Source organism: Chitinophagales bacterium, assembly GCA_041392475.1.
Classification (GTDB): domain Bacteria; phylum Bacteroidota; class Bacteroidia; order Chitinophagales; family UBA2359; genus JAUHXA01.
The window spans coordinates 681,812-695,003 of sequence record JAWKLZ010000002.1 but is presented as its reverse complement, the minus strand read 5'-3'; the positions used below and the strand labels follow the sequence as shown (position 1 = coordinate 695,003).

Annotated in this window: 12 protein-coding genes; all 12 read right to left on the bottom strand. The window is 39.6% G+C overall.

All coding sequences use genetic code 11. The features are described from left to right. Positions 1-128 precede the first annotated feature (128 nt). Complete coding sequence (locus tag R3E32_16210) at positions 129-941, bottom strand: mechanosensitive ion channel family protein (protein ID MEZ4886280.1); 813 nt, start codon at positions 939-941, stop codon at positions 129-131. 207 nt (positions 942-1,148) lie between these two features. Further along, positions 1,149-2,471, bottom strand: coding sequence for a 30S ribosomal protein S12 methylthiotransferase RimO (gene rimO, locus R3E32_16205; protein MEZ4886279.1), 1,323 nt, complete (start codon positions 2,469-2,471; stop codon positions 1,149-1,151). A gap of 78 nt (positions 2,472-2,549) precedes the next feature. Next, on the bottom strand, positions 2,550-3,509 hold the full coding sequence (ftsY, locus tag R3E32_16200; protein MEZ4886278.1) for a signal recognition particle-docking protein FtsY: 960 nt from the start codon (positions 3,507-3,509) through the stop codon (positions 2,550-2,552). Between the two features lie 240 nt (positions 3,510-3,749). Then, on the bottom strand, positions 3,750-3,923 hold the full coding sequence (locus R3E32_16195) for a DUF4295 family protein (GenBank protein ID MEZ4886277.1): 174 nt from the start codon (positions 3,921-3,923) through the stop codon (positions 3,750-3,752). Positions 3,924-3,929: 6 nt separating this feature from the next. After that, entirely contained in the window at positions 3,930-4,118 is a 189-nt protein-coding gene (gene rpmG, locus R3E32_16190; protein ID MEZ4886276.1) for a 50S ribosomal protein L33, read from the bottom strand. Between the two features lie 26 nt (positions 4,119-4,144). Further along, positions 4,145-4,393: a 50S ribosomal protein L28 gene (gene rpmB, locus R3E32_16185; GenBank protein ID MEZ4886275.1), complete on the bottom strand. Its 249-nt coding sequence runs from the start codon at positions 4,391-4,393 to the stop codon at positions 4,145-4,147. Between the two features lie 201 nt (positions 4,394-4,594). Further along, positions 4,595-5,263 (bottom strand): T9SS type A sorting domain-containing protein, encoded by a 669-nt coding sequence (locus R3E32_16180; protein ID MEZ4886274.1) that lies wholly within the window; start codon positions 5,261-5,263, stop codon positions 4,595-4,597. Beyond that, entirely contained in the window at positions 5,245-6,000 is a 756-nt protein-coding gene (locus tag R3E32_16175) for a hypothetical protein (GenBank protein ID MEZ4886273.1), read from the bottom strand. Before R3E32_16175 ends, R3E32_16180 begins: the two co-directional genes overlap by 19 nt. A 447-nt stretch (positions 6,001-6,447) precedes the next feature. Next, complete coding sequence (locus tag R3E32_16170) at positions 6,448-6,861, bottom strand: DUF4277 domain-containing protein (protein ID MEZ4886272.1); 414 nt, start codon at positions 6,859-6,861, stop codon at positions 6,448-6,450. 20 nt (positions 6,862-6,881) lie between these two features. Then, entirely contained in the window at positions 6,882-7,316 is a 435-nt protein-coding gene (locus tag R3E32_16165) for a hypothetical protein (GenBank protein MEZ4886271.1), read from the bottom strand. A gap of 202 nt (positions 7,317-7,518) precedes the next feature. Then, positions 7,519-12,399, bottom strand: coding sequence for a proprotein convertase P-domain-containing protein (locus R3E32_16160; GenBank protein MEZ4886270.1), 4,881 nt, complete (start codon positions 12,397-12,399; stop codon positions 7,519-7,521). 238 nt (positions 12,400-12,637) lie between these two features. Then, positions 12,638-13,024, bottom strand: coding sequence for a carboxypeptidase-like regulatory domain-containing protein (locus R3E32_16155; protein ID MEZ4886269.1), 387 nt, complete (start codon positions 13,022-13,024; stop codon positions 12,638-12,640). Between the last annotated feature and the right edge of the window lie 168 nt (positions 13,025-13,192).

Genomic DNA, 13,192 nt, shown 5'->3' with positions numbered 1-13,192 from the left:
ATGGTGAAATAGAAACTGCAAAATACTACAAAACTTGGATTAGTCGAAAATCACCAATCCAAGTTTTGCAGCAATGCCATCTTTTTATGTCAAGCAATTTGCTATGAGTCAGGGCATTAAAATCTAATTTAAGACATTTGCTTTACTCTTCTGACAGGATAAGCTACTTCAATACCTGCTTCGCCAAATGCTTTTTTGATTTCTTTGTAAGATTCAAAATAAACATTCCAATAACTTTCAGGAGTTGCATAAGGTCGAACTGCCAAAAGAATGTTGTGTTCGCCAAACTTTTCAATTTCAATAGTTGGTTCGTCGTCTAATATAAAAGGCACTTTATTCAATGCGTTTTTGATAATGCCCTGCACTTTGTCAAAATCTTCTTCATAAGGCATTGCTACATTCAAATCTACCCTCAATTTTCCTTTGGTAGTAAGGTTGGTCATAATGCCACTTGTAGCAAGTCCGTTTGGAATAATCACCCTTTTGCTGTCCAAAGTAGCAATCAAAGTATTGAAAACTTGAATTTCTTCAACGTGTCCCAATTGCCCCTGAATGTCCACCAAGTCGCCAACTTTGTAAGGTTTGAACAATAGAATCATCACGCCTGATGCAAAATGTCCGAGTGTTCCTTGAAGTGCCATACCAATAGCCAATCCGCCAGCAGCTATCAACGCTGCAAAAGCAGTCACTTCAATGCCTACAATACCTGCTGCGGTAATTAGTACCAAGATTTTGAGTAGAACACTGGTGAGGGATTTTAAGAAAGGCTGTACATCTTTATCCATTTTGGCACGATCCATTGATTTGCCTAAAATTTTGATGATCCAACCTACAATCCAAAATCCAATAATTAAAACAACGATTGCGGAAAGAATTTTTGGAGCCCATCCTGCTAATTGTTCAGCCCAAGTTTGGCTCATTTCTGCGAAGTTAAAATCCATGGTTATATTTGTTTAATTTAGTGAGTAAAACCATGAATAAGACGCAAAGAGGTGATAGGGGTCACTAAAGAAAACCCGTATGTGTGATAGCAGGTATTGCTGTGGAGGAAAATGTTGAGCGTATAAAGTGTTGGTTATTATAGGTTTTTGAAAGTGTTGAGACGTATATAAAAATGAACAAAATAGATAAAAGCGAAAAATGTGGTTTTATTGAACTACATTTCCATACAAATCAAATTCCCCTGCATCGTGAATTTTCACATCTGCAAAATCTCCAATTCGCACATAATTTTTTGCAGCATCTACAATGACCTCATTGTCGACTTCGGGTGAATCGTATTCTGTGCGGCCAATAAAATACCCTTCTTCTTTTCGGTCGAACAATACCTTGAAGGTTTTACCAATTTTTTGTTGGTTCAATTCGGCAGAAATACCCTCTTGAATATCCATGATGTAAGCCGTTCGTTCTGCTTTTACCTCTTCTGGCACATCGTCCTCCAATTCATGGGCAGAAGTATTTTCTTCGTGAGAATATTGGAAAATGCCCAAACGTTCAAAGCGAGCCTCTTGAACAAATTGTGCCAATTCCTCTACATCTTGCTCCGTTTCGCCAGGGAAGCCAACCAAAAGCGTAGTTCTCAATGCAATATTCGGCACTCTTTGGCGTATGTTGTGTATGAGTTCATAGGTGTCTGCTTTGGTAATGTGTCGCTTCATTCGCTTCAAAACAGAATCGCTGATGTGCTGCAAAGGCATGTCCAAATAATTGCAGATATTGGGTCGTTCTCGAACCACATCCATCACTTCAAGCGGAAATTTGTAGGGGTAAGCATAGTGCATTCGTATCCACTCCAATCCATTGACATCCGACAAAGCCCGCAATAAATCTGACAATGCTCGTTTTTTGTAGATATCTAAACCGTAGTAAGTCAGTTCTTGCGCTATGAGCATGACTTCTTTCACTCCATTTCTCACCAAGTTCTTCGCCTCGGTCACTACTTGTTCGATGGTTTTGGAAACGTGTTTGCCACGCATCAGCGGAATAGCACAAAAAGAGCAAGTTCGATTGCAGCCCTCCGAAATTTTGAGGTAAGCATAATGAGGAGGAGTTGTGAGAAAAGAGCGTTCTCCGATAAGGTCGTGTTTGTAGTCTGCGCCCAGTTCTTGCAGCAAAAAAGGTAGGTCAAGCGTTCCGAAATACGCATCTACTTCGGGAATTTCTTTTTCCAAGTCGTCTTTGTAGCGTTGCGATAAACAGCCTGTTACATAGAGTTTTTCAATGCTTCCTTGGGTTTTTGCAGAAGCATAATGTAGAATGGTGTCAATAGATTCTTGTTTGGCTACATCTATAAAACCACAAGTGTTTACCACCACAATATTGGCATCTGCCGTATCACTTTCATGCGTCACTGCGATATCGTTTCCCTTCAATTGATTCATCAATACTTCCGAATCCACAATATTTTTGGAGCAACCAAGCGTTACCACATTTACCTTATTGCTTTGGGTAGCAGAAACTTTTGTTTTCATAAATCAATGTATCCTGTTTTTCTAAACTAAGTTTTCAGCGTTGTTCCTTATCTGCGAAATCAAAAAAAAAATCTGCGATTAAATTTTGAATAAGCTATCTACAAACTCTTTCTTATTGAAGACCTGCAAATGTTCCAACCCTTCTCCAACGCCAATGTACTTAATAGGAATTTTGAATTGATCTGCAATGCCGATTACCACACCACCTTTTGCAGTACCATCTAATTTGGTAATTGCAATGCAAGTAACCTCCGTAGCCTCTGTAAATTGTTTGGCTTGTTCCAGTGCATTTTGACCCGTAGAACCGTCCAAGACCAACATCACATCATGCGGGAAATCGCTGTCCACTTTCTTCATTACTCGTTTAATCTTGCTCAACTCTTCCATCAGGTGTTTTTTGTTGTGCAAACGCCCAGCAGTATCTACCAAACAAACATCATAGTTTCTCGAAACAGCAGCACTCACCGTATCATACGCAACTGCCGCAGGATCCGAACCCATTTTCTGTTTGATAACCTCAGTTCCAGCTCGGTCTGCCCATACAGCGAGTTGTTCAATTGCAGCAGCCCGAAAAGTATCCGCTGCTCCCATCACCACTTTTTTACCTTGTTTTTCAAACTGATACGCCAATTTTCCTACCGTAGTTGTTTTGCCAGTTCCATTTACCCCTACAATCATCATCACATAAGGCTGTCCGCAAGTGTCGGGAATCTCAAAATCGGTGTAGTCAGGCGTATTGTTTTCAGAAAGCAAATCAATGATTTCATCTTTGAGCATTTGATAAACTTCATTCACATTGAGGTATTTATCACGTTCTGCTCTTGCCTCCAATCGCTCAATAATCTTGATAGTTGTATCTACGCCAATATCAGAAGCTACAAGTGCTTCCTCGATACTGTCGAGTACATCCATATCAATCTCTGTTCTTCCCGCAACAGCTTTAGATAGTTTAGAAAAAATATTCTGACTACTTTTTTCTAAGCCTTTGTCGAGGTCTTCTTTTTTGTTTTTGGAGAATAGATTCTTGAAGAAAGACATAGGTTAAGTGACTTTGGAACAAATGAAAATTAAAATAAGAATAAAAATTAAAAATACACTTTGCACTCAGCCATTTAATGAAATGAACTTTGTAAAGTTATTTTTGAAACGCAACTTTTAGGAAAAATGAAATAACAAAAGGCTTCTCCTTTATCGCTGCAAAAGAGAAGCCTCCAAAAAAGTGAATAAATTATAGTCATAATCTACCACTTAATATGGTTACACCGAAATCTAAGGAACTTATTGAATGTTCTTTAGATATTCGTCTAATTTATCTTTGTGTATCATTTTTTCCTTGTAAACATAAGAACCTGTTTTAGGATCTTTTTCACTTACAACGATTTTTACGTGATTTTTGCTGTTTTCGCTACCCGCACCACGTGTTACTCTTGAGTTTTTTGATACTTTTCCCATGACGGATTATTTTATTTCTTTATGAACAGTATGTTTTTTCAAAATTGGATTGTATTTCTTCAATTCCAATCGAGCAGGAGTGTTTTTTCGGTTTTTAAAAGTAGAATACCGAGAAGTTCCAGGAAGACCCGTTTCTTTATGTTCTGTACACTCCAAAATAACCTTCAAACGATTACCTTTGCTTTTCTTTGCCATGATTCCTACTACCTTTTAAATAATTTTTAAGACTGCAAATATTTTTTACCAGTTTTACTCTGAACCTCTTTTAGGTATTCATAAATACCTTTCTTGTCAATGGTTCTCAATGCAGAGGTGGAAATTTTAAGGCTGATCCAACGATCTTCCTCTGGAATGTAAAATCGCTTTTTCTGAATATTAGGATGAAACCAGCGTTTCGTTTTCCTATTTGAATGCGATACATTGTTACCTGTTATAGGTTTTTTGCCAGTTAATTCACAAATCTTCGACATATCTTTGAATAATTTTACTTTCGATTTTCGGAGTGCAAAGATGCAATTTTTTGGATAATTTTCCTAAAAATCTAAAAAGAATGTGCATCAAAAAATAAGCTATGGATTTTTTAGACCTTTCAATGAAGTAAAAAACGCAGCATCGAAGAGGGTAAATATTCGATACTGTGCTGTATTCATTGAGGTGTAATGCCTTGTTTCTCAATTCTTCACTCCCATCAGGCTTTTTCCTTGTCCGAGTGCTTCAATGGTGAAAATGTAGGTTCCACTGTTGAAACTGCTGACATCAACTGGGAAGGTGTGGGTTTGTTCGGGGGCTAAGGTGCCACTGTAAACCGTCAAAACGTGACTTCCCGAACTGCTGTAAATGCTAATGGTGACGGGAATAGGGCTGTTGTCGCCTGGAGCTAACTGTTCGAGCGATGTGGTAATAGTCACCAAATCATTGAAGGGATTGGGATAGAGGATAAATGTGGTGACGATGTCGTGATTGGGTTTGCCTACTTGGGCATTTACCGTGAAAGTAGTAGTGATGCTACAAGTTGTTTCTGTGTCTATTGCAGTGAGTTGGTGCGTTCCTGTACAAAGGTTGGACAAATTGGAACTGTTGTCCACTGTATAGGTATAGTTGCCTGACCCATTGCTGGCAGTTGCTACAATGCTTTCATCACATTGACCTGAACCACTGGCTGGGGTGACATTGAAGCTGAGGGCAAGTTCGGTTTCTGCATTTTCTTGTGGAACATCAATGATTTGATTCTGCAAGTAAATGTTTCCGTCCAAATAGACATTGATGCTTTGAGTACCTGCCCCCAAGTCAATAGAAGCGGCAGGTCCTTCTCCGCCTCCTTCTACTTCAATGGTTGCCATACAAGCAAGCGGTTCTTCGATATAAGCACTGACTTACTGTCAGAGAAGCCCAATAGATTGTTTAAAGTAGTGGCTTTGTCATGTCCAGTGATGTGGAGAGTTTGAATGCCATTGGCAAATTCGGGAAACTGTTCGTTGGGAACAATAATTTGCCATTTGGTATTTTCACTATTGAGGGAAGTCATAGCATTGTTGGCGGTAAAGTAGAAGCCTTGTCCATTGCCTGTATCGTCAACTTTTAAGTTTAAGCTTGTCATGGCTTCACTGGTTTCTAAAGTAATGAGTATATCAGAGGTTGCATCAGTCATGGTTTTGACGTTTCCTATGGGGGAGTCTTGTGTGCCATAACACAAAAAATCACCATTCCATATCCAATCTGCTTCGTAGAGTAGTATTGGACTGTTGCCAACGAGTTCTTCTACTTTGAGATTGGTGATGTAGGGGCGGAAGTTGTCGATTTCTATTTCGGTGGGGTTTTCTTTGTCCGATTCGTGTTCTGCGTTTTTGACCGTTGTGGCTTTGGCGTAGAGGTCGTATTTTCCATCGGGGTAGCGGGCATCTTGGTTGACAGCGGCGTATTGAACATCTGCTGCCGTTTTTCCTTGAAAAAAATTATCATCTTGGTGGATGCGGAGTTTGATGTCGGAAAAGTAGAAGTTATCAGGAGGGTTAGTTGTTTCAGGAGTAGAACCTTGATAATTTTCAGAAGATATTCCCGTTCTATCTCGATCCCCCATTCCAAGGTCATCATTTCCATAAGCAATATCAATGCCACTAAAAGGAAAATTAGTATTGTCTATAGGTTTAGACTTTGGACAGATTTAGAGTTATCAAATACTTGAAAAATGCTTGTTTTCAAGTATTTGACAGTTAGTTTTTTGTGACTCAAACCATTATTTGGACTCTTGAACTTATGGGATAATTTTCAAGAGTCCAAATAATGCTGCCTTAAATGGTTGGTTTAATCGTAACTGGTTCAATACCATACAAAATTTGTAATCACTAAACACAAATTTCGTCCAAAGTCTAAATTAATTCCTTCTCTCTCTTTTTCAGATAATCATTTTCTTTTCGTCTTGATATTGCTTTGACTTTCCAGTTTTTTAGACTATCTTCATGGAGTCTTTTAGACATATTCCTTGTTTTTTTGATTGTTTAGCGACTCAAAAATACGAGGATTTTTTTTAGACTTTTGAACAGCCTAAATCTAAATCATAGTGCTTCGATAAATGTTGAACCGTAAAGTAGCTAATCAAGGCATACAACTTATTGACTCCATACTCATAAACAGCATCTAATGTCCTACCCAAAGGATCATCATTCAAATGCTCTGGTGTTAGATAACTAACATCCAATAATTTATCGATTGGTTTGTTTTTAAAAAAACGGCTCACTAAATACAAGCGTTTATTCACAAAGCCTAATCCATTCAATATCAAGCTCACTACCCCTTGACCTGTGCTTAGTATTTTGTCTGGACTTTTGACGGGAATTTCTCGGTCAATTATTCCAGCTATGTCTAATTCTTTACACATACCTGATACTAAGCCTAAATGGTCTAAAACTTTTGTTTGATGTAATAATTCTTTGCTTACCATGGTGCAAGTTTAAGACCTTTTTACCTAATTTCATATTTTTGTATTAGAGGTGCGAAATGTAAGTTTATCTTCAAAGATTTCAATAAATCAATCAACTCTTTTTGATTACCTTTTTTATCTTTCAGGTATTTTACTATATCTAAATGGGTTTGTACCCATGAATAATCAATAGTATTTTTAGTATTTTCAAAAACATTAAGTTGTTTAGGTTTTAGCTCGTCTTCATATTTAGCGAGATAATAACAAAAACTACCATTGTTCATTCTTATTCTTTTTACCCTACTATCTTCATCTCTAATAAAATTACCAAGCAAAGCAGAGATAGTAGAGGCTGGTGTTTTCGCTTTGTCGAAATCGCAATAGTTATTGGCAATTATATGCTTATAGACCTCATTAGAAGTCATTAATTTCTTTACATCTTCTAGTGTTTGTAATATAGCTTCGTTAATAGTCATTAGTTGGTTTGTTTTTTACATCAAATTAGTTAATCTACTTATTCCATTTATCTAACAAATCTGATATTTGCCAAAAATATTCATCTTTTAATGAATATCCAATAGAATTGACAATCCGCACAAAAAAAAATCCCCTCATTTCACCACAACAGTGAAACAAGGGGACAATATATCTTTCATCTCAAACAGCATAAATCCCATTCTAATCCTTCACCACCTTCTTTGCTACCGTCCAATCATTTGAAGTCAATCGAACAAAATAAACACCCGTTGCAACGTTGGACAAATCCACCATTGCAGTCGAAGTAGTTTCGGCAGTAGTTAGTTCACGTTGAAGGATTTGCTGACCATTTACGCCAAAAACTTGCAGCGTAACCTCCATTTGAAGCGAAGTATCAAAGTCAATGTAGAGCAAATCGTTGGTAGGATTGGGGTAGAAGCGAATCAAGTTGTTTGTCAAAATCGGGTCAATGCCAACGATAATGTTCACCGTTTCGCAAGTCGTATTTTCACCTGCAAGGTTGGTGACAGTCAAACAAATCGTGTATTCGCCGCCATCTGTGTAGGTGTGAATCGGCGGGTTTTGACCTTCAAAAGTCGTTCCATCGCCAAAATCCCACAACCACGATTCCGCATTGTCCGACTTGTCCGACACAAACACATCCAAACCGTCAATTCCTACTGTAAAACTTGCAACGGGCATCAAAACCTCTTGTGGTTCAACACATACAGCCAAGTTCCAATTGTCCAGCGAACCACCATCTGCTTCCGCATTGTCCCGCACTCGAAGCGTCCAAATACCTGATGCTGATTCACCATTGAAAGTAGAAAGCGCATTTTCAGGCAAATAAGAACCTCCATCATCATAGGGGCAAGGAATGGCAAGGTCTGCTTCATCATCGAAAGTGATGCTAAAGGTTTCACTTTCAGTACACAGTTGATTGACTAAAACCAATTCTGTACCTGTAGGACTGATAAGCGTGAAAATCAAATCGCCAATATAGCTGTGTGTTCCGTTTAGAGAAATATTTACATCTTTCACAATTCCTTCTGTAACAACGTTTATTGTGTTATTGTAGTCTTGTTGAGTGGCTGCGTCAATTACTACTGGCATTTCCAAACCTTCTGTTTGACTGCAAACAATGTTGGGAGTCGTAAAGCGGAAAGCATCCGACCAAGCTCCTGCACCACAATCGTTTACCCCACGAACATGCCAGTAATAGGTAGTGTTTCCATCCAACAAAGGCGTATCAAAGTTCGTTGCGTCATTGACAGTTTCTAAAAGTGCGGTGGTGCTGAAATCGGCAGTTGTAGAAAGTTCTACTTCATAAGCATTGATTCCTTCGATATCCACCCAAGCCAAATTTGTGGTGAGTAAATCAAGGTTTGTTCCATTGATAGGTCCTGCCAAAAGCGTCACCCCTGTCACTTCTCCTAAAATAGTGATATTCACCTCCGTAGTGGTGGTTTCCGTTCCGTCAGTTGCTGTGAAAACAAAGGTGTAATCTCCTACAACGGTCAATCCTTCAACGGTTACTTCAACAGTAGCACCAGGCGATGTATTGGGTTCGCTAAAATTGGCAGTTGTACCCAAAGGCAATTCCTCTGCGGTCAAACTCACGCCAGCAGTTGCATCAAAAGCATCTCCCACATTGAGCGAAAAAGTAGCTGTTTGGTTGGGGCAAGCCGTAATGATTTCTGGAAGACTGGTCAGTGAAAAATCGGGTTCGGTACAAACCTGCAATTTCCAAGATTGCAGTTGGCCACCATCAAAAAAGCCTCCGTCTTCTACTTGCAATGTCCAAAGACCTTTTGCATCTTCTCCTTTAAACAAATCCAGACTTTCATTGGGTCGGTGTGTATTTCCGAGATTGATTGGACAAGAAATATTTGTTTCTGCATCGTTGTCAAAACTGATATTGAAGTTTTGAGCACCCTCACATTCTTGGCTCAATAAAATTACCTCAGTGCCAGCAGGAGAAATAAGTGTAAAAGTCAAATCCCCTACAAAGGTGTGTAAACCAATAATATCAGATACATTCACATCTGTTATCAATCCATCTTCTGCAATGGTAATGGTCGAAGTATATACATCAGGTTCGTCACTACCAATCTCTACGATTTCATCCGATGTACCTTGATTACAAATAAGTTGAGGTGTTCGGAAGTTAAAAGTTTCTGACCAAGGGCCATCTCCACAAACATTTACGCCGCTGATGCGCCAATAATAAACCGTGTTGCCGTCCAAATTAGAGGCCTTATAGCCAATACTTGGGGTGATTTCGGAAACAAGAATATCTGTAAATGTTTCATCTGTAGCCACTTCAAGATGATAGCCCGTAATGCCCCCCAAAATACTCCAATTGAAGTTTACATTCAATCCTGCAACAATACTCTCGGTTTCAGGTGAAGTGGGGGTTGGCGATGCAGCAACTGGGGGTAATACAGTTAAACTGGTTTGTGTAAAACTGTTGTGCATACCATCAGAAGCCGATATGGTAAGCGCATACACGCCAATTGCAGTGATATTGGAGATTATTGCAGTAACGGTACTACCGGGAGTGGCTGGGTTTTCGCTGAAACTCAACTCTGTTTCGTCAGGTAAACCGTTGATGTTCATTGTTACACCACTATCTTCAAATGCACCACCAACCGTTATGGGGATTTCAAATGGTGCATTCACACAAGCCGTCACTCCTGCTGAAGCCAACAGCCCAAAATCGGGTGCTGTACAAATTTGCAACCCCCAATTATTCAAACTTCCGCCGTCTCCAGGGAAAGAATCCCTTACACGCAGTGTCCATATACCAATTGGACTTTCTCCATTGAAAGCAGATAGTGGATTGGCAGGTCGGTAAGCATTGCCATCGGTATAAGGACAAGGAGGTGATGCAGCCGCTTGATCGCTAAAGTTGATGTCAAAATCGGATGCTTCTCCACACTGACCACTAATCAAAGTCACCTCTGTTCCCGCAGGGCTAACCAATACAAACTCCAAATCGCCTATGTAGGAATGAGTGCCTCGAAGATTGACCACTTCAATGCCCGCAATCGTACCCAACTCATTTACCTCCAACTTTGAAGTAATGGTAGTAGGGGGAAAACCTGGTATGCTGATTGGCAAATCACTTGCCTGCAAAACCGTACAGCGAATGTCGGCAGTTGTAAAACGGAAAGTTTCTGACCATTCTCCTTCTCCACATACATTGGTCGCTTTGATGTGCCAATAGTAGGTTGTTTCGGTATCTAAAGTAGTGCCTACAAAAGTTTCGTTGTTCAAATTATCTGCACCAATCACCACCTCTGCAAAATTTTCATCGAGTGCCACTTCAATGCTGTAAGTCGCATCGTCTATCAAATTCCACTCATAAGTAGGGTTGGTAAGTACCTCTGTTTGGTCATTAGCAGGATTTGCCAACATTGGAGTGGTCGGCAAATCTTCAACGATGGTAAAGGTAAAAACGGTGGTTCCTGTATCAAACTCATCTGTAGCGAAAAATTCTAAACTATATGTTCCTGCCGCTAATGTGGATAAATTACTCAGATTAACCATTGTTGTACCACCTGTTGGAATTGGATTAGCCGAATAGTTCACCTCTAAACCCTGTGGAATGACCTCCAAATAAACCCCTACGCTGCCTAAAAAGTTGTCTGTCAGCGTCAAATCAAATGCAAAGCTGTCGATGTTTTGATTGCAGACTTCCACAAAACTTTGGCTCAGAGTCAATCCATAACTGCAATCTTTTCCGTTCAAGTTCAAAACGCCAATACCATCGGGGTCCAACCAATCTTTGAGGCGAGATTGAGGGCTTCCGCCACCCTCCCAAGAAACTTTAACCCATCCAAATTCATCAGATTCGTTGTTGCCACAAGCTGCGCCTCCTCCCGACAATTGACCAACGATTTGTTTATTCAAGTTGAACAAAGGTGAGCCAGACGAACCAGGTTCAGTTGTTCCTGTGTCCCAATCGTTTACCATTACATGTGTATTGGGCATCGAGCCACCAAAATTGGAAAGCGTACAAGGATTGTTTTCAAAACTGATGCGTTTTTCGTCTGTATTTGGATGATGAATACAAATCGCTCCATCTGGCAAGTGGTTTTCTCTGTCCCAACCTGCAAAATAGGGTTCAGCTGTTTCCGAAACGGGATCGTCCAATTCTATGAGCGTAAAATCACTTGCGCCATAGGTAGCCCTAAATGTGCTGCCTGAATTGAAGTCGTCCAAAGTGCCATCGCCAAACGCACCACTTTGAGGAGTATTGGGTTGTCGGCAGGTGCTGTTTTCAAAATTCCAATAAACTACCACCGATGGGGCATTGCCTGTACGTACGCCGCAATGGTCGGCGGTGAGGAAATAAGGAGTACAGTCATTGCGGGCATTGTTGATGAGTGCGCCCGAACATGCCAAAGTCCCTCCAACAGAATAGACTGCTGCTGAGCGAATAATGTCTCTATAATCATCTACTCGTGGCCAACCATCGGGAGTGCCGCAAATCACATCCAAATTGCATGAACCTGAAAGTAGTTTTTGACCAAAACCCATAAAATCGTGGTTCACTGTACCCAATTCCAATGCCAGATGAGGAATCTGTTCACTGTCAATTTGAAGCTCCAATACGACTTCATCTCCTTCAATGATTGGAGTCCACAATTGTTTGTGGAGTTCGTTGTCATTTGCAGTGAAAGGGCCTAAGACTTTTTTGTAGTCAGGAGAATAGATAAAAAAGCGGCTGTTTTTGGGTAAGAAAAATTGATGAAATCCCAAATTGAGCGATAAAGCATTGGGGGAATATACCTTCAATTTCCATACTGCATATCCATTTTTGAGGTTTTCCCAAGTACCATGTGTTTGGGGTGTAATGCTTACTTCAATGGGTTCGGCAAATTGAATAGCACGAGCTTTGGTGAGGGCTCTTTCCTTCAATTCTTTTTCCTTCAAAAGTTTGTTGTTCACCTTAGGAAGTGTGACACGCTCTATGCGGGAAAGCGGAATGGTAGTTTTTGCCAGTTGTTGATGGGTTTGTGCCATTGTATTGAAGCACAGAAAAACGGCTAAAAAGCACATTGTAAAGTTTCTCATTATGATGGATATTTTATATGGGCTTAAAATTAAGCATTTATCACATCACAATGATTCTTTTTTGATAGGGAATAATCTTCTTGTAAGGTAAATGACGATAGAATCGGGGATAGACGTGGAGTTCCTATTTTGTAAATCAGGCAGTTAATTTTTGGGGTTCTTTGACAAATTTTTGTGGGAACGGCAAAGACTTTGGAAGTCTTTACTCCAAATCGGGAAACTATTCTATTAGGAATCCTTAGTTAGCAAAAAGATAGGCCAATTGACTGCTTTTTGTTGCTCTCAAGGTCACATCAAAAGTTTTAGACTCTGTATTCATAGTGGATAAATGTGCTTCATCTATGACTTGTTGATTGGCATCGACTAACAATACTCGGTATTTTTTGGTGGGTTGTAGGGTAAACCAAAAACCACCATCTGGATGTGATGTCATTGTTGATTGGTATTTGCCTTCTAGTTCTTCAAGAACCACATGTGCGTGGGCAATAGGTTGATGGGTTTCTTTGTCTAAAACGGTTCCTATGACTGCTAAGTTATAGGTTTTTAGGTTGATAGGTTGGAGTAGAAGTAGAATGACACTTACTATTCCTGCGAAAAAAAAGAGCAATATAGCTTGTAGTAGCATAATGATGCAAATGTGTTTGTAGGTATATAGAAAAAGAATTCGTGGGACTTTTTCGGTTGTTAAACATTTCACAACAAAAACAATACCCAAACTTCATTTTTTTGATAAAGGGTTATGTTATTTAGTTTTCTACTAAAAAATATTTTTTTGACCCCATTGGAAACTTTC